Raw genomic sequence first — 26,533 nt, 5'->3', positions numbered from 1 at the left:
AAAGCAAAACGCTTAGAAAGCAAAAAGGCCGGGCAATGCCCGGCCTTTCGCGTTGATTGAACTGTTCGGCCTAGGCCACCTGCTGGATCGCCGAAAGCTTCCAGTCTTGCGGCTTGCCGCCGGTCGGGCGCACGAAGGTCCAGATCTCGGTGACTTCGTTCGGCTTGGTGAGGTCGCCCTCAAGCAGCTTGCCCGTAACCCGGTCGACCACGGCGTCGATGAGCGAGAAGCGCATCGCCACGGTGGCATATTCATAGTCAGGCTCGCTCCAGGCTTCCGACAGGTCGCCCTGCAGCAGCTTGACGTTGTCCGCCTTCGTCGCCTGGCCACGCTTCTTCATGGCTTCGAGATCGTCCTCGAAATAGCCAGCCAGTTCCGGCGTAACGATTCGGCGCAAAGTCACCGTGTCTTCGGCCGCATAAGCGGTCTGGACATCAGCAAGCAGGCGCTCGAACGCGGGATAGTCTTCGCCTTCCACCTTCAGCGGCCGTGTCTCCGGCTGCGTGTTGGCGTTGGCGCCACCGCCGACCATCGAGCCGAAGCCAGACGCCGCCGTGTTGGCCGGCTGTTCGTTGCCGGTGCGCGCATAATCATTCGGCTGCTGCGCGCCACCCTGCAGGCCAGCGGTGCGCGGGGCGCCCGTGGCCATCGCCGGCTGCTGGCGACGACGCCACCAGTTGAGCGCCAGCATGGCGATGCCAGCGATCAGCGCGATCTGCAGCAGGAAGCCGAACATGCCGGCGAGCGAACCGAGCCCGCTGAACAAGCCGCTGCCGGAAAGCAGGCCAAAAATGCCCGCGCCGATCAGGCCGCCCATGATGCCGCGCGCCAACGGCGACGAGAACATGCCGCCGCCCGCCGCCGGGGTCGCCGGACGGTTGAACGTCTGCTGCGGTTGCGTCTGCGGCGATTGCGTACGCTGCATCGGCTGGCCCGCGTTAGGCGCGGTCGGCGTCGCACGTGGCGCACTATTCGTAAACGATCCCCGGCTGCCCATGCTGCCGCCCGAGCCCGCGCGAGCATGCGCAAACATAGGCGCGAACGCGAGGGCCAAAACCGTCGCGACAGCCAGAAGACGGCCGGAACGGCCAATCTTGATCGATGACATTGGTGTCTCCAGATCCCTTCAGTCGTCGCGAACCGATGCGGTTCGTGCGGACGACACAGCAAATATCGTGAGAGCAAGGGCGCACCACAAGTGCGCAATTACTACTGTAATAATACCTGAGCGCGATTACGGTGTTAGATCACGCAGTTAAGGAGTGGGTTTCGGCGCGCTAAACGAAGCCGAAAATGATCGCGCCGATGAAAGCAAAGGCCGCAACAAGGGCCAACAGATCGACTTTCTGAGCATTCGCCACGCATGCCTCCCAAGTCGGAACCGAGCAGCGATTTTAGCGGTCAGCAAAAAAAAGCGCCAGCGCCTTCTGGTCGCGTGCCTAAAACTGGGGAGAACTCTGTCCACAGCCGTTCGATTGCCGCGCCAATTCAGGTCGATAGACGACACTCGAGAAAGAGATGGCGCCAGGCTACGCCCGACGCCACCTCTTTATCGATTTGGCCGACTTTCAACCAAGAAGATCGATCTTAGCCAGTTTGACATAGTCGCCCCAGGCCTTGGTGTCGGCGAGGAGCAATTCCTTCAGCATGGTGGAATTTCCCGGGAAGGGATCGGTGCCAATGTTGGACAAGAATTTCACCGTCTCGGGATCAATGGCGATCTGATTGAACCAGACTTCGAGCTTGTCGAGCAGCGGCTTCGGCGTCTTCGCGGGCATATGCACCGACCACCAGGCGATCAGATTGCTGTTGGGAATGCCTGCTTCGCGCGCACCAGGAATATCCGGCAGCGCTTTCATGCGTTCGGCCGCGCCAAGCGCCAACGGTCGGACCTTACCTTGATCGATCAAGCCTTTGATGCCGACGGGATCGATATGAAAGAAGGCCAGCTGTTCGTTGATGAGATCGTTATACATCGCAGTGGCTTCTTTGTATTTCACCTCGACGGCCTTGAGGCCGAACTGCGCCTTATAGATTTCGCTCGAAACAAGGCCCGTATTGGCGACGGAACCATAGGAAGCCTTGTCGCCCTGCTCTTTCAAGTAGGCCGTGAGGTCGGCAACGGTCTTCCAAGGCTTGCTCGCCGGCACGCACAGAATGAACGCCAGTTTCGAGAGTGTCGTCACATGTTCGAAATCGTTGATCGGATCGAACGACAGTTTCTTGAACAAATGCGGCGCGGCCGCGAGCACCGAACTTCCCGGCGCAATATAGATGGTCAACCCATCAGGCTTGGCACGCGCCACATATTCGGTGGCGATATTGCCGAAGGCGCCCGGCTTGTTCTCGACGATCACGGTACGTTGCGAGAGCTGCGACAGCTTGTTGGCATAAAAGCGCACCAGCACGTCCGCGCCGGTACCGGGCGGAAACATACAGATCGCCCGCAGCGGCCCGGCCGGATAATCGCTCTGCGCGAAAGCGCCGCTCGCAAGCGGTATGGTGGCCGCTCCGGCCCCCGCCGCGACAAACTGACGACGTGTGAACATGCCCCTCTCCCTCCCTCTCATCACCAGGCGTTCGCTGCTTATTAGCCAAGCTTATACTTGAACGTTAGACGCCTCAGACTTGGCGCTTCACAGCTACCCTGACATCAGGAGGTTAGATGGCTTTCCGGAAAAGGCAAAGTCGGACAAAATAGTCGTTAAACGACTGTATTCCGTGGGATTTGCCCACCAAGCGGCCCATGCGCCCGCCCAAACAACACTCTTGCAACGCTCTTGCCGGACAGGCCGCCCAGGTTGCGTTGGATCGCAGCCTCCCCTATAAGCCCGGCGCGCGCCAGTTTCCGACACCCCTGGAGGCGAAGGCGCGTTTTCCATTGATAAAGGACACGTTATGGCAACAGCGATCAAGCAGTTGGCCGCCACGGTCCGCGACGGGACCGGCAAGGGGGCCGCCCGCAGCGTTCGTCGTGATGGCAAGGTACCCGGTGTGATCTATGGCGGTGGCGATGCCCCGCAGGCGATCAGCCTGGACTACAAGAACCTGAACCAGCTCATCTACGCCGGTCACTTCCTGACCACGATTTTCGAAGTCGAGATCGGTGGCCGCAAAGAGCGCGTCATTCCGCGCGACTACCAGCTCGATGTCGTTCGCGACACGCCGATGCATGTCGACTTCCTGCGTCTGAAGCCGGGTTCGTCCCTGCGCGTCAGCCTGCCGGTGCACTTCATCGGCCAGGAAACCAGCCCCGGCATCAAGCAGGGCGGTTCGCTCAACATCGTGCTCCACTCGATCGAGATGCGCGTTCCGGCTGACAACATTCCGGAAGCTCTGGTCGCTGACGTCAGCGCCATGGGCATCAATGAATCGCTGCATTTTTCGGCGATCGCCCTGCCGGAAGGCTGCAAGCCGCTGACCGCCGATCGCGACTTCACCATCGCGACCATCGCCCCCCCGGCGAAGGCCGAGGAAACGCCGGCTGCCGCCGCCGCTGCAACCGCTGCCGCTCCCGCGGCTGGCGCTGCTCCGGCCGCTGCCGCCAAGCCGGCTGCCAAGAAGTAATTTGGCATTGGCTCACCAGAACGCCCGCGCCGCAAAGCGCGGGCGTTTTTGTTTGCACATCCGCACGTCGATCCAGAGCAAATAGAAACGCCATTTGCCTGGGATCTCTTGTTTGGACGCGTCTTCCTAGCATTGATGATTCCATCAGATGCAGAAACGCGATAATAGCCAGAAACCATGCTTCTCCTCGTTGGCCTCGGCAATCCAGGCAGCAAATACGCCGGCAACCGGCACAATATCGGCTTCATGTGCGTCGACGCGATTACGCGCGCCCATGGCTTCCCGATCATGCGCAGGCGCTTCCAGGGCCTCGCCACCGAGGGCACGATCGGCACCCAGCGTGTCATCCTGCTCGAACCCCAGACCTTTATGAACGAAAGCGGCCGTGCGGTCGCGGAAGCCGCCCGCTTCCATAAAATTTCGACATCCGATGTCATCGTCTTCCATGACGAGCTCGACCTCGCCGCCGGCAAGCTGCGCATCAAGAAGGGTGGCGGCAATGCCGGCCACAATGGCCTGCGCTCGATCACCGCCCATATCGGCAATGACTATCGCCGCGTGCGCCTCGGCATCGGCCATCCCGGCGTGAAGGAACTCGTGCACGGCCACGTGCTCAGCGACTTCGCCCGCGCAGAACAGCCCTGGGTCGATGCTCTCTGCGATGCCGTGGCCGACCACGTCGCGCTGGTGACCGCGGGCAACGACGCCGAGTTCCAGAACCGCGTTCATCGCGCCATGGAAGACGCAGGCTTTGGCGACAGCGGACCAGCCAAATGACCACGTAAGACACAGCCCGACTTGCGCAGAGGAACGCGAACCGCCGCGACGCTGCGCCCCAACCGACCGCGGTTCAATAGAAGAAACTTCCCAGCAAGAAACTTCCAAGGAGGAAACATGACTGACATCAGCCAAATTAAAGACGATCTCGTCACCGCCAATCGCATTCTCGCCTATCATCACGTGGTCGATTCCTTCGGCCACGTTTCCATCCGTCATCCGGAGAAGCCTGAGCACTTCCTGCTGTCACGCGCGCGCGCGCCCAATTGCGTTGAAGTCGGCGACATCATGGAATTCACGCTGGATGGCAAAACCATCGGCCATGAGCCGGGCAAGCCCTATTCCGAGCGCTTCATTCACGGCGCCGTTTACGAAGCTCGTCCCGACGTGATGGCGGTGGTGCACAACCACAGCCCGAATGTCGTGCCCTTCACCGTGCAGTCACGCCGTAAAATGCGCCCGATCATGCATATGTGTGCGCCCATCGGCACCGACATCCCGACCTGGGACATTTCGCATAAGTTCGGCGCCACCAATCTGCTCGTCACCAATATGGACATGGGCCGCGATCTCGCCAAAACGCTCGGGGACCGCACGGTCACCTTGATGCGCGGCCATGGCAGCACCGTCGCGGGCAAGTCGCTGCGCGATGTGGTGTTCACTTCGATCTACATGGAAATCAACGCCGAAATGCTGATCAAGGCTTATCAGCTCGGCGATGGCGACATCGTGCCGATGAGCGACGAGGAAGTCGCCGCCAACACCCGCGGCCGCGCCGGTTTCACCTATGAACGCGGTTGGGAAAACTGGTGCCGCCTCATCGGCCGGCCCTATTACCCACAAAACTGGGAAATGGGCCCCGGCTTCTCCAAAACCGACAAGTAAGACCGATAAGTAAGCAAACATCTGCCATCGCAGGCATTCCCGGAGACAGCCGGGATGCCTGCGATTTCATGTTTATCCGCTGCCCATCTCCGCATTAGTCTGTATCACTCCCCAGGAGGGTGACGGTATGGACCGGCTGACGAGCATGGACGTGTTCGCAAAAATCGTCGCCAGCGGCAGTTTCGCTGGCGCCGCCCGGCGCGCGCAATTGTCTCCCACGGTCGTCAGCAAGCATGTTCAGTCGCTGGAGAAGTGGCTTGGCGTGCGCCTGTTCAACCGCTCGACGCGCCGCATCGCCTTGACGGAAGCAGGCGAAGCCTTCCTCGAACGCTGCACGCGCGTCCTCTCCGAGATAGATGCGGCAACGGGCGCCGCCGGCGAACTGCAGACCACGCTGCGTGGCAAACTCCGCATCAGCGCACCTGGCGCCTTCGGCAGCCTGCAGGTCGCGCCAGCGATCGTCGACTTCATGGCGCAGAATCCCGACATCAGCGTTCAACTCGATCTCAACGATCGCTATGTCGATATTCTCGGCGAAGGCTATGACCTAGCGGTCATTGTCGGGCATCTGCCGGATTCGACCCTGACAGCGCGTCGCCTGGCGCCGATCCGTTTCGTCACCTGCGCCGCTCCCAGCTATCTTGAGCGACGCGGCACACCGCAGCATCCTTCAGACCTGCGCCATCACGACTGCCTGCAATATACCGGCTTCCTCTGGACCCCACATGAGTGGCGATTTCTGACACCAGACGGCGAGCCCCTCGTCGTGCAACTGCAACCGCGCCTCGCCTCGGCCACCTTGGCCTTGCGAACCGCCGTGGTGCGTGGCGCCGGCATCATGCAAGGCCCCGTCTACACGATCGCCGAAGATCTGGCCGCCGGCCGCGTCGTCCCGGTGCTCGAAGAATTCGCTGTGCCTGAATTCAGCGTTTACGCGGTACATGCGCAAGGCCGCCATCCTTCCGCCAAGCTTCGCAGTTTTATTGACCTCCTCAGCGCCCGCTTCAAGCCGAAGCCGCCCTGGGACAATCTGACGACATAATCCGCTCTGGCGATTATCCCCGATTTGACGGCTCAGTCTGTCCAGGTCGCGATATTGTCGCCTGTCCGCGGCTCTCTACCATCGCGCCTCCGAACCTTTGGGCCGTTGCGGTCCCTAGCCACGGAGGACACATGCAATTCCATCTCAATGGTCGACCGGTCGATTTCGACGGCGACAAACAAACCCCGCTGCTCTGGGTGATCCGAGACTGGGCGCAACTGACGGGAACCAAATATGGCTGCGGTATCGCCCAATGCGGCGCTTGCACGGTGCATGTCGATGGCGCCGCGACACGCTCCTGCGTCCTGCCGGTCGAAGCAGTCGAGAACCGCCAGATCACGACCATTGAGGGATTGTCGAAAGACCGCTCTCATCCCGTGCAGAAAGCCTGGATCGAGAAAGACGTGCCGCAGTGTGGCTATTGCCAGTCCGGTATGATCATGGCGGCTTCGGCGCTGCTGCAGCAGATTCCCAAGCCAACCGACACCCAGATCGACGACGCGATGACCAATCTCTGTCGCTGCGCCACCTATCATCGGATTCGGGAGGCCATCCATGCCGCAGCCAATGTTTGATCCAGCCCCCCGTGCCCTCTCCGCCACCGGTATCGACCGGCGCGGCTTTCTCAAAGGCCTTTCGCTGGCAACTGGCGCCCTGATGGTTCCCCTCGCCGTCAGTCGACCAGCCGACGCCGCCGAGAATGTCTACGAGATCACAGACTGGATTCGCATCGAACGCGATGGCCGCACGATCATAGGCCTGTCCCAATGCGAGGTCGGCCAAGGCGTCTATACCGGCCTGCCGCAGATCGTCGCCGACGAGCTGGATGCGGACTGGGCCAATGTCAGCATCGAATTCGTCACCGGTCGCGACGCCTATCGCATGGCCGCCGCGAATGAAGAGCTGCAGCAATTCGTCGGCGCGTCCACATCGACAACGGTTTTCCATGACCGGCTCCGCATAGCCGGGGCGCAAGCCCGCGAAGCTTTGATCCAGGCCGCGGCCAACCGCTGGCGCGTGCGCGCCACCCAATGCGAGGCGAAGCTCGGTCGCATCATTTATACGCCGACAGGCCAGTCACTCTCTTTCGGCGAGGTTGCCGAAGACGCATCCAAACTCTCGCTCAATCCACATCCGAAACTGAAATCACCCTCCGAGCGCCGCCTGATCGGCAAGAACCTCAAGCGTCTCGATACGCCAGCCAAAGTCGATGGCAGCGCTGTTTTCGGCATCGACGTGCGCGTGCCCGACATGCTGTTTGGCGCTATCTGGATGACGCCGACGCAGACAGGCAAAGTGATCGCCATCAAGAACGAAGCCGAAATTCTGGCGCGTCCCGGCGTCAAGGCCGTGGTGACGGCACCGTTCTGGCCGATGCCGATCCACAACACTGTGATCGTCGTGGCGGAGAGCTACTGGATCGCTAAACAGGCCACGGATGCCTTGGTCGTCGACTTCGATCCCGGCGTCTCCGCCACACTCGGCAGCGATAAGATCATGAAGGATCGCGTCGCCGCTTTGGATTCGGACAAGGCGGTCGTCGCCACCCGCATCGGCGACGTGGAGAAAGCCTTCAGTGCCGCGCCCGGAAAAATCATCGAGGCGCGCTATCATACGCCCTATCTCACCCATGCCACCATGGAGCCGGTGGTCGCCACCGTCCATGTGCGCGACGGTGAGATCGAAGTGTGGGGGCCGATCCAGGGCCAGGACATGGTGCGCTGGACGCTCGCCAAGAACTTCGGCGTACCGGCCAATAAAGTCATCGTTCACACCACCTTCCTCGGCGGCAGTTTCGGCCGCAAATATGTGCCCGATTTCGTGCTCCATGCCGCCGTCGCCTCCAAGGCCGTTGGCCGGCCGGTGAAGGTGATCCGCTCGCGCGAGGACGATATGCGCCACAGCTATTATCGTCCCTGCGCCTCGGCGCGCATGCGCGCTGTGCTCGGCCCGGATGGCTATCCAACCGCCATGCATGCCCGCGTCGTCGGCGAGTCGCTCTATGCGATGATCAAACCGAAGGCGATGCAAGCCGCCGGTGGCTGGGACGAGACCATGGTCGATGCGCTCTACGATCTCATCTATGCCATGCCCAATCTGACGGTCGACAATGTCGATGTGAAACAGCCGATACCGGTGAGCTTCATGCGCACCGTCGGCAGTACCTCGTCAGTCTTCTTCCTGGAGAGCTTCATCAACGAACTCGCCGATGCCGCCAAGATCGATCCCTATCTCTATCGAAAGCACCTTCTAGCACATGATCCCAGAGCCGTCGCCGTGCTCGATCGCGTGACAGAGGCTGCTGGATGGAGCAAACCGGCACCCGCCGGCATCCATCGCGGCATTGCCTTCAACCTCTACACCGGCCGCGGCGGCGCTTTCGAAAGCTATGTCGCCCACGTGGTGGAAGTGGAAATGGTGAAAGGCCGCGCCGCCGTGCGCCGTGTCGTCTGCGCCGCCGATGTCGGCACAGTCGTCAACCCCGGCCTGGTGCGTGCCAATGTCGAAGGCGGCATCGGCTTTGCGCTGACCAACACGTTCAAGAGCGAAATCACCTTCGCCAAAGGCGTGGTCGAGCAAGGCAATTTCGACGCCTACCCGCTGCTCACCCTGGCGGAAATGCCGAAGATCGAGGTCATCCTCATCGACAGCGATCGGCCGCCGCAAGGCTGCGGCGAGGTAGCCCTGGCCCCTGTTGCCCCGGCTGTCGCTCAAGCGATCTATCGAGCCACCAACAAGCGCATACGCGCGATGCCGTTCGAAAACGCCGCCAAAGAGCTGCGGACAGACTGAAGCGCAAAACATAAAATGCCCGGCTCGCGCCGGGCATTTTCATAAGAGGGAAATCAGGCGCCGTTCGTCCAGCGCCCCTGAGCATCGCGCCCCGCCTTGCCTTTTGCCTTCAACACGTCGAGTTCGCGCACGATCTCGCGGCCATCGCGGCTGCCGACAGCGGCCATCAGATCCTCGAAATATTTCGGTCCGTCAACGAGCGCCGCTTCGAGCGAGGCGAAACGCTTGCCGGCATAGGCCGGCGCTGCCGGGATGATCGTGTCCATGCCGCTTTTGCCAAATGGCCAGGTCAGATCATAGCCGGCCTTGCTACCCATGCGCGCGCCATCGAGCGAGGGGTCGAGCGGGCTCGTGCGCAGATTATCAACGACGATCAGATCTTTCGCCGGCTGGAAGCGCGTGCCTAAAGCCCATTCCATCTCCTCGTCGTTGAAGATGTCGATATCCGGATCGACGACGAACATGTTCTTGACGCCGCAGGCGCCCAGCACCGCCATGATCGCCGAACGCGCTTCGCCCGGTACGCGCTGGCGCAATTGCACGCGCACGTTCTGCGCCCCGGCGGCCGCCACAGGCGCATAGACAGCGAGCGGCTCGCGCACCGCCATTTTCAGGGCGCGCCAAACATTAAGTTCGGTACGCAGGTTCTCGAGCTGCGACGTGTCGGTCCGCGCCAGATGTTTGCCGCTGATCGAGATCGTCTGAAACAGCGCATCGGACCGGCGCGTAATCGCCGTCACATGAAAAACCGGGTTCTTCTTTAGGCCACCGTAATAGCCCATATATTCGCCGTATGGCCCCTCGGGCTCGACATAGCCATGCGGATCGAGCCAGCCCTCGATCACATATTCCGCGTCCGCCGGCACTCGCAGATCATTGGTGATACATTTGACCACCGGCATCGGCGCATCGCGCAAGCTGGCCATCAAGCTCAATTCATCGGTGCGGATCGACATGGTCGCGGCGACCATATCGACCGGATGCGAGCCGATGACATAGGCGACGGGCACCGGCTTTCCAGCAGCCGCTGCTTCCATATAGATGACGCGCAGATCGCTCGGCGCGTTGAGATCGACGCCCGTCTCGGTACGGTTGCGCAACATCAGGCGACGCAGACCCACATTGGTCCAACCGGTCTTCGGATCGATGCTGAAATCGATCGCCGAGGAAATATAGGGCGCGCCGTCAAGCCCATGCTGCAAATGCACCGGCAAGGCGGTGACATCGACGTCGTCGCCGGTCTGCACGACCTGCTGGCACGGCGCCTGCGCCCGCGTCACCTCGACGACCGGATGTTTGGTTTCCAACCGCCGCATCAATTCGCCGAGCAATTGGCGCTCCGACACGCCAAAAGCCTTGGCCAGGCGCGAGCGCCAGCCCGCTACACTGGCGACAAGCTCCTGCTCCTCCGGCCCGACCTTTTTGAACCAGACCGCCTTGCTGGTGTTGGCAACGATCGCAGCCACAACGGCAAGATCGGTCTTGTTCTCGATGATCTCGACTTCGCCTTGCGCCGCAATCTCCTGCATGAATGTGCGCAGGCGAAAGCGATCGAAGTCGAGCGGCGTGGCATCGTCCGTGCGGCCCTTGTCGGCTACGGTGTTCATAGTTTTCTCCTCCCTATGCGCGTCGTCGCGCTTGTTGTTTCGGCCCGGTCGCTGAAGAAGCTCGCGGTTGTCATTCCCAACGCGGCGAAGCCGCGAACGGGAATTCAGGGGCAGGTGGCAAAGCGCAGCATTCGAGCCGCGCATCACCTGAGACTGTGCCCCAATCAGCATTCTCCCGCTTGCTCTGGATCCCCGCTCAGCCGCTGCGCGGCTGTCGGGGATGACACTGAGGCTAAGCCGTCGAAAGGACCTCAGCATCCACGGGATCGAGATGTCGCAGGCGCGGCGCCACCTGTTCCATGAACAACCGCATCGATTTCGCCCGCTTCTCGCGATCGGCCCATTCTTTGCCTGCGATCAAAAGCAACGTGCCGAAGCCACCGCTGTTCTCGTAGTGCTTCAAAACCTGCTCGGTCACATCATCCACCGAGCCGATCGTGTAGCAGCCGCCTTCCACCATATCCTCGATGGTGATGGTGTCGCCTTGGATCGGCAATTTGTAGACGTTGCGTGCGAAGTGCAGCAGGCCGCGCTTGGCCTGGAAGCTCAATTCGAAATTCGCCGATTCCCGCAATTCATCCATCGCCTGCTTTTTGCTGTCGGCGATGTAGATATAGCGCGAGACGGAAATGTTGCGCCGCGGGTTCGGTCGCCCCGCAGCCTGGGCCGCCGCGCAATATTTCTCGGCCTTGGCCTTCAGGCGATCGGCCGGCTCAAGGAAGGCCGACAGCAGCGTGTGGCCGTTCTCGCCGCAATATTTCAGCATGCCATCGGAATCCGTCGCCGTCGCCATGGGCATATGCGGCTGCGAAGCCGGGCGCGGCCAGGCGACGACGCCCTTGCCCTTCCAATGCTTGCCGTTCCAGTCGAACGGCTCGGTGCTGGTCCAGCATTTGAGAATGAATTCGAGGGATTCTTGCAGGCGCTCATGCCTGTCTTCATAGGTGAGGCCGCGCTCCTCGCTGAACACCGCCGCCGGCACGCCCGAGCCGAAGCCGAAGATGAAGCGTCCCTGGCCGAGCAGATGTTCCGTCACCGCCGCCTGGATCGCCACATCAACCGGGTGTTGCAAATGCGCGATCTTGATCGCAGCGCCCATGCGGATGTGCTTGGTGAGCGCAGCCGCCTTGCACATCAACAGCTCCGGCGCCGGCAGAATATCGACTTTGTCGAGATAAACCGATTCGCCATGATGCTCGCTGATATAGGCGTCGCGGAATCCGAGCTGATCGGCCAGCACGATTTCGAACAGGTCTTCCTCATACGTGCGCGCCGCCGACGTATGCGGCCTGAACCCGTTCGACCAAATCCCGAATTCCATTCTTATCTCCTTGTTCCGCTTTCCGGCGCCTGACAGCAAAGCGCCGCCGGTGGACGGCGGCGCGAAGCTTCACTTGGCGGCAAAGGGTGTGTCAACACGTCCGATATTGTGGCTTCAACTGGCCCAACGTTGGCGGATAAAGGCGCCAATTTCCGCCACAACCTTGTCGGCCGCTCCAATCAGCCCAAACTGCCCGGCAAAGCCATGCATCTGGCCGGGGAAAGTGCTGTAAACCACGCTCACACCAGCGCTTTCCAGCGCCTTGGCATAGGCCTCGCCCTCGTCACAAAGGGGATCGAGCCCACCCGTGGCGATATAGGCGGGCGGCGTTTGCGCAAGGTTGTTGGCGAAAATCGGCGAAGCACGCCAGTCCTGAATGTCAGCCTCGCTACGCAAATAGTGATTGCGGAACCACTGCATCGAAGCCGCCGTCAGCGTGTAGCCGCTGCCGACGCGCATGTAGGCCGGTGAATTGCAGTGCAGATCGATCACCGGATAGATCATCGCCTGTGCCCGCAGGCGCGGATGGCCATCGCGCGCCGCCTGCAACGCCACCACGGCGGCAAGATTGCCACCAGCACTGTCACCGACCACCGCCATACGCCCGGCATCGACACCAAGCGCTGAGGCCTGCGCCGCCACCCACTGGGTCGCCGCGATCGCATCTTCCGCGGCGGCTGGAAATTTATGCTCCGGCGCCAGGCGATAATCGACGGCGATGACGACGGCTTGCAGCGCATTGGCCAGATGACGCGCCAGCACATCGTGGGTTTCGAGATCGCCGACCACCCAGCCGCCGCCATGGAAATAAACCACCACGGGGCTGCGACGATCTTGCGCCACCGCCTCGCTGCGATAGAGACGCAGCGGGATCGGTCCGCCCGGCCCTGGCGCCGCCAGCGCCTGCACTTCGGCCATCGGCGGCACGAACTGGTTCATTGCCTTGCGCATGGCGAGCCAGGCGGCCCGGCCTTCCGCAGGCGTCAGCTCGTCCAACGCCGGCCGGTTGGCGGCGCGAATGGCCATCAGCAGCCGCTCCGCATCCGGATCGATCTGCGGCACCGTTTTCACATCCGTCATGCTTTATCCTTGCGGCTCGATCTTGGCCACGCGGACATATTCTTTCCAGGCCTCTATGTCTTTGACAAGACGCGCCTGCGCCTGCTCCGGCGTCTCGATCAACGGATCACCGCCAAAGCCATTGAGAAACTTCCGCGTCTCTTCGCTTGACGTGACCTGGTTGAACCATTTGGCGAGCTGATCGACCACCGGGCGCGGCGTCCCCGCCGGCACCTGCGCCGACCACCATCCGGTAATGTCCATGCCTTTGACGCCGGCTTCATTCATGGTCGGCAATTGCGGATTGGCCTCCAGTCGCTGGCCGGTGCTGACGGCCAGGATACGCAGACGCCCCTCGCGCGCCTGCGCCAGCGAGAACACCGGATCGTGCATGCCGTAATCGACCACGTCGGTCCCCATGTCGTTCAGGGAATCGATGGCGTTCTTGTAGTTGACCTCCAGCGCCTTGACGCCGGAAATCACCTTGTACATTTCACCCATCACCGTGCCCGTTGGCGCGGCGCTGGCATAGGAAGCCTTTTCGCCCTTCTCTTTCAGATGCGCCGTGAGTTCCGCCACCGTCTTCCACGGCTTCTTCGCATCCACCACCAGCATGAACGGCTGCCGGTTGATCGTCGCCACCACCTGAAAGGCTTTGCCCACATCGACCGGCGGCTTCTTGAACAGCGACATATTGCCAGCCAGCGCGCTGCCCGAATGAACATAGACCGTATAGCCATCCGGCTTGGCCCGGGCCGCATATTCGGCCGCGATATTGCCGCCGGCACCAGCCCGGTTTTCCACGATGACCGCCCGCCCGACGATCGGCCGCAACCGCTCCGAATAATAACGTACGATCACATCGGCGCCGCTGCCCGGCGGGAAGGCGCAGATCAAGCGTAAGTCCTGAGCGGGATAGTCCTGCGCCTGACCGCCCCCGGCCAAGGCGATAGATCCTGCCGCCGCACCGCCGTAAACGACGGCACGCCGCGTCATCTTAAAACCGTTGCTCATCCCAGCCTCCCTCCAGAATGCATGCGCAGGGGTGTGCGTGCCGCTCTCAGCCTTGCGGTTCGATCTTGGCTATCCGCACGTAATTGCCCCAGGCGTCGATATCCTTCAGCAACCGTTCCTGCCCTTGCTCGGGCGTGGTGATATAGGGGTCGCCGCCGAACTTATTGAGGAACTCCTTGCCTTCGGCGGAGCCCGTCACGGTGTTGAACCAACCGGCGATCTGATCGACCACCGGCCGTGGCGTACCTGCCGGCACGATGGCGGCGAACCAGCCGACGAGATCAATGCCGGGCACACCGCCCTCCGCCATGGTCGGCAGATCGGGTTGCGACAGCAGCCGTTCGGCGCTGGCGACGGCGAGAACGCGCAAGCGCCCCTGCCCGACCTGGGCGAGCGCGAATTGCGGATCATGCGCGCCGAAATCGGCAGCGCCGGAGGCCAGATCGCTCAACGAATCCTGCGCCATCCGATAATTCACCTCCACCGCCTTGAGGCCGGCGATGCTCTTGTAGAGTTCGGCCAAAACCTTGCCCGACGTCGCCGAGACGGCATAGCTCGCCTTCTCGCCTTTCTCCTTCAGATGGGCCGTCAGCTGTTGCAGGGTTTTGTGCGGGCTATCGGGATGGACGACGATCATGAACGCTTGCTTGTTGATCGTCGCCGCCACCTGCAGCGCCTTGCCCGCATCGACAGCCGGCTTCTTGAACGTATGCATATTGGCCGAGACCGACGAGCCCGTGTGCACATAGATGGTGTAGCCATCCGGCTTGGAACGAGCGACGAATTCGGTCGCGATATTGCCGCCTGCGCCCGGCTTGTTGTCGACGATGATCGTGCGGCCGGCCAGAGGCCTGATTTTATCTGCATAGTAGCGAACCACGACATCGGAACCGCTGCCCGGCGGAAAAGCGCAGACGAAGCGAATGTCCTGGTTCGGGAAAGACTGCGCCCGCGCTCCGTTGATGCCCAGCGCCAACGCGCCCGAGCCAGCCGCCAAAGCGGTGTTGAGTTGACGACGGTTGATCGATGTCATGGCGTTTCTCCCTCATTTTCTTCGTTCCGGCCACACGCGCCAAGGCGTGGCCGGTCTTCCTAACGGCGCCTCCGTCACATCAACGAAGTGATGTTATTGCGGCTCGATCTGCGCCACGCGCACATAGTCCTTCCAGACATCCACTTCCTTGACGAACAGGCGTTGTGAATCTTCGGGAGAATTGACGAAGGGCTCGCCGCCGATCTTGGCGAAGAATTCGCGCATCTCAGGCATCTCGATCACCTGCGTGACCCATTTGCCCAGTTGATCGACAACCGGGCGCGGCGTTGCCGACGGCACATGCGCGGCCCACCAGCCAACGATATTCACATCCTTGGCGCCGAGCTCATGCAGGGTCGGCACATCGGGCACCACCGACAGGCGCTCTCTGGTGCTGGCCGCGAGAATGCGGACGCGGCCTTCACGCGCCTGCGCCATCGCCAACACCGGATCGAGTGTCATGAAATCGAGATTGCCACTGGCCAGGTCGTTGAGCCCGTCCGGCCCCGAGCGATAGCTCACCTGCACCGCCTTGAGATCGAAGGCCTTCTTGTAGGTTTCGCCGAGTACCGCCGTCATCGGATTGGCGATGCCATAACTCGCCTTGTCGGAGCGTTCCTTCAGATGCGCCGTCAGTTCTTCCAGGTTTTTCCACGGCCGGTTGGCAGCGATGACGACCATATAGGGCTGCCGGTTGATCGTGGCGGCAAGCTGAAAATCACGCACCGCATCGAAGGGCGGCTTCTTATAGAGATACATATTGCTGGCGGTGGCGCTGGCCGCATGCAGCAGAATGGTGTGACCATCGGGCTTCGACCGAGCCACATATTCGCAGGCGATATTGCCGTTGGCGCCCGGTTTGTTCTCGACGATGATGGTCCGGTTCATCAATGGCCGCAGCCGTTCGACAACCGAACGGGCCAGCACGTCGGCGCCGCTGCCTGCCGCAAAAGCGCAGACCACGCGCACGTCCTGCGATGGATAGGCTTGGGCATGGGCCGAACCGATAAGAGCAGGAGCGCCCAACCCAGCGCCGATGATCGCGGTTGCCCTACGTCGCGTGTACTGCATGTCCATCCCCCCCCCGATGAAACAGATGACGTTCAAACTTCCTCCGGCCAAACCTCCTCGGCGCCGCCGGGCTGTCGTTCGGCGCGGCCCCCTCCAAGGCCGCGCCGAACGCTGACGATTAGCTGCCTTCTTGGAACGCCATTTCGCGCGATTTGCGGACGTTCGGCAGCACGATCATCAGAAGCACGAGAATCGCGCAGACCAGCAGCGTCAGCGAAATCGGCCGCTGCAAGAAGATCATCGGGTCGCCGCGCGACAGCACCAGCGAACGACGCAGATTTTCCTCCATCAGTGGCCCGAGCAAGAAGCCCAGGATCATCGGCGCCGGTTCGCAGCCGAACCGCACCATGACATAGCCGAACACCGCGAAGGCCGCCGTCATGATCATCATCGTCGCGCTGGCATTGGTGCCGTAGACGCCGATAACGCAGAACAACAGGATGGCCGGAAAGAGAAAGCGATAAGGGATCGACAGCAGTTTCACCCAGATGCCAATCATCGGCAGATTGATGACGACCAGCATCAGATTGCCGATCCACATGCTGGCGACCATGCCCCAGAACAGGTCTGGACGGCTGGTCATGACAGCCGCGCCGGGCTGGATGCCCTGGATCATCATCGCGCCCATCATCAGCGCCATGATCGGGTTCGACGGCAGACCGAGAGTCAGCAACGGAATGAAGGACGTCTGGGCCGCCGCATTATTCGCCGTTTCCGGCCCGGCGACACCTTCGATCGCGCCCTTGCCAAATCGGCTCGGATCTTTGGCGACTTTCTTTTCCACCGTGTAGGAGGCGAAAGACGCCAGAACCGCGCCGCCGCCAGGCAGAATGCCGAGGATCGAACCAACGACCGTGCCACGCAGCGCCGGCTTCCACGATTGCGCGAACTCGCTGGAGCTCGGCCACAGGTCGCGGAACTTGGTGCTGATCGCCGTGCGGTCGATCTCTTTCTCTTCAAGATTGCGGATGATCTCGACGACACCGAACATGCCGATGACCATCGGCAGGAAGTCGATGCCATCCCACAGCTCGGACACACCAAACGTATAGCGCACGGCGCCACTGTTCACGTCGGTGCCGACCAGGCCCAGCAGCAGGCCCACCACCACCATGGCAATCGCCTTAATGACCGAGCCATGCGCCAGCACCACGGCCATCAAGAGGCCGAGCAGCATCAGCGAGAAATAGTCGGGCGAATTGAACTGCTGCGCCAGCGCCGCCAAAGGTGGACCGAAGGCCGCGATGAACAGCGTACCGACGCAACCGGCGAAGAAGGAGCCAAGCGCCGCGACAGAGAGCGCCGCGCCGGCTCGACCCTGCCGGGCCATTTGATAGCCATCCATACAGGTGACGACCGATGAGGCCTCACCCGGCATATTGACCAGGATGGAGGTCGTCGAACCGCCGTATTGCGCGCCGTAATAGATGCCGGCGAGCATGATGAGCGACGACAACGGATCGAGGCCGAACGTGATCGGCAGCAGCATGGCGATGGTCGGGATCGGACCGATGCCAGGCAGAACGCCGATGAGCGTGCCGAGCAGACAGCCGATCAGCGCGAAGCCGAGGTTTTGAAAACTTGCGGCGGCGGCGAAGCCAGTGGCGAGATTGGAAAAGGCGTCCATGGTAAATTACCTTCCCCACCAGGCTGGCATCGGCTGCGAGAGCCCGTAGACGAAAACACCGACGCACATCAGCGCGAGAACGATCCCCAGGATCGCCGTCTCTTTCAGATTGAACTTCTCGCGCCCCGCGCTGGCGATAAAGGTCACGGCGATACAGGTCAGCGCCAGGCCAATTCGTTCAATGAGGAAGCCGAACGCGAGAATGGCCAGGATCACGGAGGTGATTGGCCGCAGCGGAATGCCTTGGATCGGCGGCCCATCCGTGGCCAAGCCGCGCCCGCCGATGATCAAGCCGATGAGGATCGTCACATAGCTCAAGATGATCGGAAAATATCCCGGACCCATGCGAGCCGAAGATCCGTAAGTCAGTTCACGACCGAAATAAACGCCCGCCACGCCGATAGCGATAAAGACGAGCCCCGCAGCAAAATCTTGCGGGCTCTTAATTCGCAGCATGCAGATTTCCTCCCCCGTCGGCGACGCTGCGCCGAACGATTACCTGTAGCTATGTTACCTATAACTATAACAGTGGTCACGAGACCGCCAGCAATTTGCACGACAAGCCGCGCGTTATGCCGTTCGTGCGACCGCGATCTGTGGAAATGGTCCCCTTATGCCCCGTCTCAAACCCACGGATCGATCGCGCAATGAATCGCACCAGGCCGTCCCTCGCCGCCCACGGTCATCAATGCTTCGTGGGCATCGCCCAAGCCAAACACATGGGTGCACATCCGCTCCAGTGGGAAGCGGCCACCAGCAATGATCTGGATCGCAAGCTCGACCGCTTCATAGCTATGCCCGCGCACGCCCTTCACGGTGAGGAATTTCTTCACCAGAATATCCGTGTCGAATTCAGCCTTACGATCGGGACTGCGACCACCAAGGATAACCCGGCCACGTTTGCGCGCAAGCTGAATGGCGGAGATCGCCGCCGCCGGTCCACCAGACGAACAGTCCATCACCAGATCCGCCATCATGCCGCCGGTGATATCGGCCACCGTTTCAAGCAGATCCTCTTCATCAATGTTGATCGTGTGTGTGGCGCCGAAATCCTTGGCCAGAACCAGCCTGGCTTTGTCGGAGGGTGAGGATTTGCCGGTGACAATGATGAGGCCAGCGCCCGCCTGGCGCGCCGCCAGTGTACAGGCCAAGCCTTGCTGGCCAGGCCCTTGAATGACAACCGCTTCGCCGATCTTGAGACCGCCCTGTAAGCAGGCCCATTCAACACCATTGCCAAGCGGCAAAGCCAGAGTGGCAAGCTTGGCAGGCACGTGAGCCGGCAGGCGGTGAAATACCGAATTGGGATGCAGATATTGATAATGCGCGTAGCCACCCCACAACGAGGGCGCGACGGAAACCGGGGTCGACCCGAAGCGGATCGTGTTCGATAGGTTGAGCGTATCGGTCTCATCGCACAGGCGAAAATCGCCGGTGCGGCAATAGCTGCAATGACCGCACGGCAAATATTCCTCGAGCGCCACCCGGTCGCCTTCCTTGACGCCGAAGCGAGAGGACGCGAGACGCCCGAGCTGATCCACCACGCCCACCGTCTCGTGGCCGAGGATCAGCGGCCCCTTGGAGCGCGGATAATTATTGTAGTGCGGCCAGTCGCTGCCACAGATGCCGCACAGCTCGACTTTGAGCAGGCCGGCATCCTCAGCGATGGATGGGAAGGCGATCTCTCGCACTTCAGTCTGTCGGACGGCGAATGAAACCGCTGCTGCAACGCCCGCCATCTCAAACGCCCGTATGAATAATGCCGGGCCGCGCCACCAGATCCTCCGCCTTCGCTTTTGCGAAGGGCTTGTCGGCTGGCAGGATGAAGGAGGCCGACCGCACCCGATGCGTTTCCGCCTTCAGCCCGCGCGGCTCTGTTCCCTTGGGCAGGCCCAATGCCGCTTTCTTGAGCAGACTACGCGCCATGATGATCGCATTGTCGGTCGAAACCAAATTTTCCTTCGCCCGATCGACCACCGGCCCCATGCTTTCCTGCAAGGAAGCATCCTGCATGGCGATGCCGGCAACGCCACTGTAGTAGCGGCCGCTCTTCTGCAGTGCCCGGTCCATCATATAATCGTTGTCCTTGTTGATCACTGGCCGATAGGTGCCCGGCACCACCTCCACATGCATGCCACCGCCGCTGCGCATGGTCGCCAGTTCATGCTCGCTCAACGGTCGCGTTGGATGCCAGGTAAACGACCAGGTGATACAGGTCTCGTCATCCATCGGCACCCAGGCATGGCCATTCAACGCATTCTCGCCATAGGGCGGAATCATCGTGTACCAGGGCATGATCCATTGGGTGATGCGCCAGTAATATTCACCAGGCTCGGCGTTGCGGCGCGCGCCGATCAACATGCCCGAGGGTGAATCGACAACTTCGAAGCGCGGCGTGCGGTCACCATTATAGACGGCGCCCTTGGTCGCGCGGTGTAAGGGATCGGTGTGCAGTTCGCCGCTGTGCAACCAGGAAACATGGCTTGAATCGATACCGCCTTCCATCGCTTGCAGCCAATTGCACTCCTGCCAACGCTTGGCGATGTAGCGATGCGAAGCCGGCAGATCGAGCCATTCGAAGGCGGGGAAGTCCGGCTGTTTCTCCGGCGCACCCATATAAACCCAGATGACGCCGGCCTTCTCGATACAAGGATAGGCTTTCAGCTTGATCTTCTGGCAGTAACCGCTTTCCATTGGCTCGGACGGCACTTCGATGCACTGTCCAGTCACATCATATTTCCAGCCGTGATAAGGACAGCGCAATCCGCCTTCCTCATTGCGGCCGAACCAGAGCGACACACCGCGATGGGCACAGTACTCATCCATCATGCCGATCCGGCCCGATGTATCGCGAATGGCGATCAGCCGTTCACCCAGCACTTTGACGCGGACCGGCGGACAATCAGGTTCCGGCAATTCCTCGGAATGGAGAATCGGCACCCAATAGCGACGCAACAATTCGCCCATCGGCGTGCCGGGGCCAGTGCGGGTGACGAGAGCATTGTCTTCGCTCGACAGCATGGTGCGTTCCTCGATCTGATGCTTTTTCACGCCGGTCGTTCCGCGGCAGCACCTTGGCCTAGGGCAATAACGCGCGCGGACGTCGGGCGCAATGGCAACGGGCGGCGCCGCCTGACATCACAGGTGACAGCTGCGGTGCAACGCCTTAAAGACGGGCACCCTCAAAAAGCGGATTTTAGGAAAAGGATGAAGGCGATGGCGCATGGCGAACGCTTCCTGCTGGCAGGTGTGATAGGCTGGCCGGTGATGCATTCGAAATCGCCGATGCTGCACAATTACTGGCTGCGCGAGCGTGGGCTCGCTGGCACCTATATCCCGCTGGAAATTGCCCCAGAGGGTCTGGCCAAGGCGTTGAAGTCTCTGCATCCACTTGGCTTTGCCGGCTGCAACCTGACGATCCCGCACAAGCAGGCGGCGCTCGCCATCGTCGATGAGATCGATCCGTTGGCGCGCACCATGGGGGCGATCTCCTGCGTTGTCGTGCGGCCGGACGGCTCGTTGTTCGGCGCCAACAATGATTGCTACGGCTTCATCGAAAATATCGTCGAAGGCGCGCCGCAGACCCGCTTCGAGGCCGGCCCGGCCGTGGTGCTGGGCGCTGGCGGTGGCGCACGCGCCGTCGCCTGGGGGCTGGCGCAGCGCGGCGTTCCTGAAATCCGCCTGATCAACCGCACCCGCGCCCGGGCCGAAGAGATCGCCCGTGAATTTGGCGCCCCCGTGAAAGCGGTCGATTGGAGCGAACGTAACGGCGCTCTCGAAGGCTGCGCCCTGCTCGTCAATACGACGAGCCAAGGCATGGTCGGCATGGAGCCTCTCGACATCGATCTGTCGAAACTGCCGCGCACCGCGCTGGTGACCGATATCGTCTATGCGCCCTTGGAGACACCGCTGCTCAAAGCGGCGAAGGCGCACGGCAATCCCACCGTCGATGGCCTCGGCATGTTGTTGCACCAGGCGCGACCCGCTTGGCAGGCCTGGTTCAACATCGATCCGAAAGTGACGCCGGAATTACGCCGGATGATCGAGGCGACGCTTTAAATCAGCTTCGCCCGATAATGATCCCAGGTCCGCCGGAACAGGCTGGCGGTCCAGAGCTTCTCCATCGCTGCCTGCTGTTCTTCCGCAGTGAAGACGTAGGGCTTGCCGATCTGCAACGCCATATATTGACGCTGCGCGTTCTCTTCGAGATAGACGGCCAGCACGAACGCTTCGACGATATCCTTGCCGACGGTTACAGCGCCATGGGATTTCATCAGCGCGCTTGACCGCTCGCCGAGCACTTGCGCCAGGGTATCGGCCATGGCCGGTGTGTTGATCGAGGCCGGCGTATCGAGCACCGGCGCCTCGCCTGGCAGCACGCCCTGCGCGAAAACCGGCTGATAGGCATGGCCCGTCATGGTCAGATAGGTCGACCATTTCGGATGCGCATGAACGACCGCGCGCACGTCGGCCCGCGCCCGATAAACACCCGTGTGCAGATGGAATTCCAGCGGCGGATTGGCGCTGCCTTCGACCAGCTTGCCGTCCATGTCGATCGTCACGATATCGTCGACGGTCAGCTGGCTGCGCTGGCAATTGCCCTGGTTAATAAGAATGCGATCATCGCTGACGCGGATGCTGCAATGGCCGTTGAAATCGATGATCTCGGCCTTTTCCAGCATGCGGATACAATCGACGAGTTGCTGGCGCTCGCGCGCGAAGGGCTTCACCCCCGGCCGCTCAAGCGACTGCACAATACCCTGGGACATAACATTTCCCCCAAAAATCCGGCGGCACGTTGCTGGAGCCGCAAGTACAAGTCAACCATAGCATTGAGCCGCCCCGCCGATCCGTGCCATGGTTCCACTCAGAAGCCTGATTGGAGGAATAAATGACACGGATTGCGGTGCTCGACGACTATCTGGACGTCGTCAAGAATTATGGCGACTGGGCCAGCCTCGGTCGCGATTGCCAGGTGTCGTTTTTCCGCCAGAACCTCGCGTCCGTTGAAGATGCCGCCCGCCAACTCCAGCCTTTCGAAGTGCTGAGCCTGATGCGCGAACGCATGCCCCTGTCGCGCGCACTCATCGAGAAACTGCCCAATCTCAAACTGGTCATCACAACCGGCGGCCGCAACCGCTCCATCGATGTCGCCGCCTGCCAGGAACGGGGCATAATCGTGTGCGGCACACGCAGCGCCGACCCCGCCCCCACGGTCGATGTCGCCTGGTGGCTGATCTTGTCGGCCGCCCGCAACCTGCACCGGGAAGAGCGCCATATGCGCGCCGGCGGCTGGCAGGAAAAGCTTGGCTTCTCGGTCGCTGGACGGACCCTGGGCCTCATCGGCTTCGGCAATCTTGGCAAGCGGGTCGCCGCGGTCGGCAAGGCCTTCGGCATGGACATCATCGCCTGGAGCCAGAATCTGACCGAGGAAAAGGCCGCCGCCGGTGGCGCCCGGCTGGTCAGCAAGGAAGAGCTCCTGTCGCAAGCCGACGTGATGAGCATCCATCTCGTCCTCAGCGATCGCAGCCGCGACCTGATCGGCGCCCGCGAATTCGGCCTGATGAAGCCGACGGCCATTGTGGTGAACACATCACGCGGCCCGATCATCAACGAAGAGGCGATGATCGAAGCGCTGAAAACAAAACGCATTCATGCCATTGGGCTCGACGTCTATAATACAGAGCCGCTGCCCTCCAATCACATCCTGCGCAGCTTCGACAATGCCGTCCTCAGCCCGCACATGGGCTATGCGACCCAGGTCAATTACAAGACCTATTACGCCGACACGATCGAGGCCATTGCCGCCTGGCGGGCTGGTAATCCGGTGCCCCGCGTCATCGAAAGCGACTGAGGCAGGGGGCTCAAAGGCCCATTCCATAGGCCTTTCCGCCTTTGCCAAGGTTCGCTTCTGTTGATTCGTTTCAGAACACAAGGGCCCCAATCCGGCTGTGCCCCAGTATTTTTGTGAATAGATCGGCGTAAAACAGCGACGGGATATGGGTTTTTTGAATCGGCGCTTGGCGTCAAGGCCTGATTAGCTAATATCTCGCCGTTGATTCGAACCATGTTGATTCGATCCGGGAGACTACCAATGGCAAAGAAAGCAGCAGCCGCGAAGCCGGCTGGTAAGGCGACGGCAGCGGCTTCCACTGTCACCCTGAAGCATCTGGCAGCTACACTGTCGGTTGAGCATGAACTGTCGAAGAAGCAGACCGAGACCGTCCTGACGGACATGATCGATCTGATCGTCAAGAACCTCAAGAAGGGCAGCCGCATCCGCATCGTCGGCCTCGGCATCCTGCAGGTTCGCAAGCGCGCCGCCCGTATGGGCCGTAACCCGGCCACCGGCGAAGCGATCAAGATCAAGGCGAGCAAGAAGGTTGCCTTCCGCGCCGCCAAGGAACTCAAGGAAGCGATCTAATCGCTGCCTGAATTCAAGACATTCCGAAGCCCCGCTTGCGAGCGGGGCTTTTTTCTTTGGCTTTGCGTATCAGGCACTTCCGGCTTGGCAGCAAGACCGGCTATGTAAGGGGCAATCTTAAAGACCACCCTGGAGGAAACATGCGCCTGAATACCTGCCCCTGCTGCGCCGCCTTTGCCGGCAGCTTCGCCGCCAGCCCGTCCGAGACCGGCGCCGGCGCGCCGATCCCGAAATCCGGCGGCCCGCTCGATCGCAAAGTGCTTGAAGAATTCGCCGCCGCCAGCCGCATCCTCGCCGACCAAGGCGTCGTCGACGCCTTCGGCCATGTCACCCTGCGCCACCCCCATGCGCCCGATCGCTTCCTGATGGCGCGCGCTCTCGCCCCCGCCCTGGTGACCGCCGACGACATCATGGAGTTCGATCTCGACTCGGTCGCTTGCGAGAACAAAGGGCGCAGCGGCTTCCTCGAACGCTTCATTCACGGCCAGATTTTCAAGGCTCGACCGGACGTGATGGCAGTTGTCCACAGCCATTCGCAGTCGGTAATCCCCTACGGCCTCGTCGACACGCCCCTGCGCGCCATGTTCCACAATGCCGCCTTCCTGGCCGAAGGCGTGCCGGTCTTCGACATATCCAAGAAGTTCGGCGCCACCGACATGCTCGTCGGCAACAACGACAAGGGTGTCGAACTGGCCAGCGTGCTGGGCGACAAGCCCGTCGTGCTGATGCGCGCCCATGGCAGTGTCGCTGTCGGCCCGAGCCTGCAAACCGCCGTGTTCCGTGCCGTTTATACGGAGGTGAGCGCCCGCATGCAGACCGCCGCCATGCTGATCGGCGGCGGTGGCCATATCGCCGCGCTGAGCAAGGAGGAAGGCGCGCTCGCCGACGCCGTCAATCTCGGCGCCGCCAGCCGCGCCTGGGACCTGTGGAAGCGCCGCGTCGGCGCCGCCTGACCAGGTTGCTGAATTAAGACGTCTGGCGCGCCAGCACCCGGTCAACCATCTCGCCGCACTGGCCGAGATAGTTGGCGGGGTCCACCAGGCGCGCCAGCGCCGCCCTGTCGAGATGCGCTGAGATTTCGGCGTTCTCCACCAGCAGATCGAGGAAGGGCCGCTTGGAGCGCACCACCTCAAGGCAAATGTCATAGACGAGATCATGCGCCCGCTGGCGACCGAGATAAGGTCCTAGGCCCATCATCACCGCTTCAGAGACGATCAGCCCGCCGCTGAGATCGAGATTCCGCCGCATGGCCGTCTCGTTCACCTGCAGACCGGCAGTGAGCGTCTTGGCATGCATCAGCGCGCCCGATGCCAGGCAGAAGATTTCCGGCAGCGAGATCCATTCGATCTGCCACGGCCCGGTGGAGCGTTCAAAATCGGCGATATTGGCATCGAGCAGCGCCGCCACATGATAGCGCACGGAAGAGGCAAGGCCATGGATATAGGCCGACGAGATCGGATTGCGCTTCTGCGGCATGGTGCTTGATGAGCCCCGCCCCTCGTAGAACGGCTCCATCACCTCTTCCACTTCGCTCTGCATCATCAGCTTCACATCCATGGCGATCTTGCCAAGCGTGCCGCAGACGAGCCCGAGGAAGCAGCCGGCTTCGGCGATGCGATCGCGCATCGTATGCCAGGCGATGTCGGGCTGGCCGAGACCGAGCTCGGCGCAGAGCGCCGCCTGCACCTCCAGGCCACGCCCAGCGAGCGACGACAGATTGCCGGCCGCGCCCCCGAATTCGCCGACCAACACGCGCGGTCGCAGCTCTCGCAACCGCTCGAGATGGCGCTGGAAGCCGGCGAGCAGCACCGCCATCTTGTACCCGAAGGTCACCGGCACCGCCTGTTGCAGATTGCTGCGCGCGGCGATCGGCGTATCGCGATAGCGCCGCGCCAGATCGGCGAGCGCAGAGGAGATCGCCGTCAGGTCTCGCTCGACCAGATCGAGCCCGGCGCGGATCTGCAGAATATTCGCCGTGTCGGTAATGTCCTGCGTCGTCGCGCCCCAATGGCACCATTCACCCAAGCCATCGCGGCACAGGCCGACCAATTGCTGCACAACGCCGAGGACCGGATAGCCTATCCGCTCCGTCTGGCTCTTCAGCTTCACGAAATCGATCTGCGAGACATCGCAATGGCTGACGATTTCATCGCAGGCTTCCTGCGGAATGATGCCGAGACGCGCCTGCACTTTCGCCAGAGCCGCTTCGATATCGAGATAGTATTGCGTGCGTCCCTCGTCGGAGAAAATAGCGCGCATATCGGCCGCACTGAAAATATCGCCCAGCACCTGGGAATCAACAATCGTTGCCGCCAT

General features: G+C 61.5%; 24 protein-coding genes. 10 read left to right on the top strand and 14 right to left on the bottom strand.

Features of this window, described 5'->3' with window-relative positions; translation table 11 throughout:
- Positions 1–70: 70 nt before the first annotated feature.
- Entirely contained in the window at positions 71–1,108 is a 1,038-nt protein-coding gene (locus tag BLW50_RS27460) for a TIM44-like domain-containing protein (RefSeq protein ID WP_090708298.1), read from the bottom strand.
- 460 nt (positions 1,109–1,568) lie between these two features.
- Positions 1,569–2,549: a Bug family tripartite tricarboxylate transporter substrate binding protein gene (locus BLW50_RS27455; RefSeq protein ID WP_170850377.1), complete on the bottom strand. Its 981-nt coding sequence runs from the start codon at positions 2,547–2,549 to the stop codon at positions 1,569–1,571.
- Between the two features lie 349 nt (positions 2,550–2,898).
- Here BLW50_RS27455 and BLW50_RS27450 point away from each other — a divergent pair, with 349 nt between their 5' ends.
- The 6 genes from BLW50_RS27450 to BLW50_RS27425 all read left to right on the top strand — a co-directional run bounded on the left by BLW50_RS27450 (position 2,899) and on the right by BLW50_RS27425 (position 9,064).
- Positions 2,899–3,567: a 50S ribosomal protein L25/general stress protein Ctc gene (locus BLW50_RS27450; RefSeq protein WP_090708296.1), complete on the top strand. Its 669-nt coding sequence runs from the start codon at positions 2,899–2,901 to the stop codon at positions 3,565–3,567.
- Positions 3,568–3,744: 177 nt separating this feature from the next.
- Positions 3,745–4,344, top strand: coding sequence for an aminoacyl-tRNA hydrolase (pth, locus tag BLW50_RS27445; RefSeq protein ID WP_090708295.1), 600 nt, complete (start codon positions 3,745–3,747; stop codon positions 4,342–4,344).
- Between the two features lie 117 nt (positions 4,345–4,461).
- Complete coding sequence (locus tag BLW50_RS27440) at positions 4,462–5,229, top strand: class II aldolase/adducin family protein (protein WP_090708293.1); 768 nt, start codon at positions 4,462–4,464, stop codon at positions 5,227–5,229.
- Between the two features lie 127 nt (positions 5,230–5,356).
- Complete coding sequence (locus tag BLW50_RS27435) at positions 5,357–6,271, top strand: LysR family transcriptional regulator (RefSeq protein WP_090708292.1); 915 nt, start codon at positions 5,357–5,359, stop codon at positions 6,269–6,271.
- Positions 6,272–6,402: 131 nt separating this feature from the next.
- The gene (locus BLW50_RS27430; RefSeq protein WP_090708291.1) at positions 6,403–6,846 is read left to right on the top strand and encodes a (2Fe-2S)-binding protein; all 444 of its coding nucleotides are present in this window, start codon (positions 6,403–6,405) and stop codon (positions 6,844–6,846) included.
- Positions 6,827–9,064: a xanthine dehydrogenase family protein molybdopterin-binding subunit gene (locus tag BLW50_RS27425; protein WP_210186138.1), complete on the top strand. Its 2,238-nt coding sequence runs from the start codon at positions 6,827–6,829 to the stop codon at positions 9,062–9,064. Before BLW50_RS27430 ends, BLW50_RS27425 begins: the two co-directional genes overlap by 20 nt.
- A gap of 53 nt (positions 9,065–9,117) precedes the next feature.
- Here the strand turns inward: BLW50_RS27425 and BLW50_RS27420 are convergent, their stop codons facing one another.
- From BLW50_RS27420 to BLW50_RS27375, 10 genes are all read right to left on the bottom strand, one after another.
- On the bottom strand, positions 9,118–10,671 hold the full coding sequence (locus tag BLW50_RS27420) for a UbiD family decarboxylase (protein ID WP_090709828.1): 1,554 nt from the start codon (positions 10,669–10,671) through the stop codon (positions 9,118–9,120).
- A gap of 232 nt (positions 10,672–10,903) precedes the next feature.
- Positions 10,904–11,992, bottom strand: coding sequence for an LLM class flavin-dependent oxidoreductase (locus BLW50_RS27415; RefSeq protein ID WP_090708289.1), 1,089 nt, complete (start codon positions 11,990–11,992; stop codon positions 10,904–10,906).
- A gap of 114 nt (positions 11,993–12,106) precedes the next feature.
- Positions 12,107–13,072, bottom strand: a complete 966-nt coding sequence (locus BLW50_RS27410; protein WP_348272873.1) for an alpha/beta hydrolase — start codon at positions 13,070–13,072, stop codon at positions 12,107–12,109.
- A gap of 3 nt (positions 13,073–13,075) precedes the next feature.
- Complete coding sequence (locus BLW50_RS27405; protein WP_090708287.1) at positions 13,076–14,065, bottom strand: Bug family tripartite tricarboxylate transporter substrate binding protein; 990 nt, start codon at positions 14,063–14,065, stop codon at positions 13,076–13,078.
- 46 nt (positions 14,066–14,111) lie between these two features.
- Positions 14,112–15,098, bottom strand: coding sequence for a Bug family tripartite tricarboxylate transporter substrate binding protein (locus tag BLW50_RS27400; protein WP_090708285.1), 987 nt, complete (start codon positions 15,096–15,098; stop codon positions 14,112–14,114).
- A gap of 93 nt (positions 15,099–15,191) precedes the next feature.
- The gene (locus BLW50_RS27395) at positions 15,192–16,169 is read right to left on the bottom strand and encodes a Bug family tripartite tricarboxylate transporter substrate binding protein (protein WP_170850376.1); all 978 of its coding nucleotides are present in this window, start codon (positions 16,167–16,169) and stop codon (positions 15,192–15,194) included.
- Between the two features lie 118 nt (positions 16,170–16,287).
- Positions 16,288–17,796 carry a tripartite tricarboxylate transporter permease gene (locus BLW50_RS27390; protein WP_090708282.1) on the bottom strand — a complete coding sequence of 503 codons (1,509 nt, stop codon included), beginning with the start codon at positions 17,794–17,796 and terminating at the stop codon, positions 16,288–16,290.
- Positions 17,797–17,802: 6 nt separating this feature from the next.
- Positions 17,803–18,252: a tripartite tricarboxylate transporter TctB family protein gene (locus tag BLW50_RS27385; RefSeq protein WP_090708280.1), complete on the bottom strand. Its 450-nt coding sequence runs from the start codon at positions 18,250–18,252 to the stop codon at positions 17,803–17,805.
- Between the two features lie 167 nt (positions 18,253–18,419).
- A complete protein-coding gene (locus BLW50_RS27380) occupies positions 18,420–19,532 on the bottom strand; it encodes a zinc-dependent alcohol dehydrogenase (RefSeq protein ID WP_090708277.1) in 1,113 nt (370 codons plus the stop codon).
- 1 nt (position 19,533) lies between these two features.
- Positions 19,534–20,844: an aromatic ring-hydroxylating dioxygenase subunit alpha gene (locus BLW50_RS27375; RefSeq protein ID WP_244544417.1), complete on the bottom strand. Its 1,311-nt coding sequence runs from the start codon at positions 20,842–20,844 to the stop codon at positions 19,534–19,536.
- Between the two features lie 165 nt (positions 20,845–21,009).
- Here BLW50_RS27375 and BLW50_RS27370 point away from each other — a divergent pair, with 165 nt between their 5' ends.
- The gene (locus BLW50_RS27370) at positions 21,010–21,852 is read left to right on the top strand and encodes a shikimate dehydrogenase (protein ID WP_090709821.1); all 843 of its coding nucleotides are present in this window, start codon (positions 21,010–21,012) and stop codon (positions 21,850–21,852) included.
- Here BLW50_RS27370 and BLW50_RS27365 read toward each other — a convergent pair.
- A complete protein-coding gene (locus tag BLW50_RS27365) occupies positions 21,849–22,562 on the bottom strand; it encodes a class II aldolase/adducin family protein (protein WP_090708272.1) in 714 nt (237 codons plus the stop codon). The two genes, BLW50_RS27370 and BLW50_RS27365, sit on opposite strands and share 4 nt — an antisense overlap.
- A gap of 122 nt (positions 22,563–22,684) precedes the next feature.
- On the opposite strand from BLW50_RS27365, the gene BLW50_RS27360 reads away from it, so the two are divergent.
- From BLW50_RS27360 to BLW50_RS27350, 3 genes are all read left to right on the top strand, one after another.
- Entirely contained in the window at positions 22,685–23,647 is a 963-nt protein-coding gene (locus BLW50_RS27360) for a D-2-hydroxyacid dehydrogenase family protein (RefSeq protein ID WP_090708271.1), read from the top strand.
- 240 nt (positions 23,648–23,887) lie between these two features.
- Positions 23,888–24,217: an HU family DNA-binding protein gene (locus BLW50_RS27355; protein WP_090708270.1), complete on the top strand. Its 330-nt coding sequence runs from the start codon at positions 23,888–23,890 to the stop codon at positions 24,215–24,217.
- A gap of 140 nt (positions 24,218–24,357) precedes the next feature.
- Positions 24,358–25,170 carry a class II aldolase/adducin family protein gene (locus BLW50_RS27350; protein WP_090708269.1) on the top strand — a complete coding sequence of 271 codons (813 nt, stop codon included), beginning with the start codon at positions 24,358–24,360 and terminating at the stop codon, positions 25,168–25,170.
- Between the two features lie 13 nt (positions 25,171–25,183).
- On the opposite strand, the gene BLW50_RS27345 is transcribed toward BLW50_RS27350, so the two are convergent.
- On the bottom strand, positions 25,184–26,533 hold the full coding sequence (locus tag BLW50_RS27345) for a class-II fumarase/aspartase family protein (RefSeq protein WP_090708267.1): 1,350 nt from the start codon (positions 26,531–26,533) through the stop codon (positions 25,184–25,186).

This window comes from Beijerinckia sp. 28-YEA-48 (genome assembly GCF_900104955.1).
GTDB lineage: Bacteria > Pseudomonadota > Alphaproteobacteria > Rhizobiales > Beijerinckiaceae > Terripilifer.
Note: the sequence above shows the minus strand (reverse complement) of the source record. Positions and strands in the feature narration are given on the sequence as shown.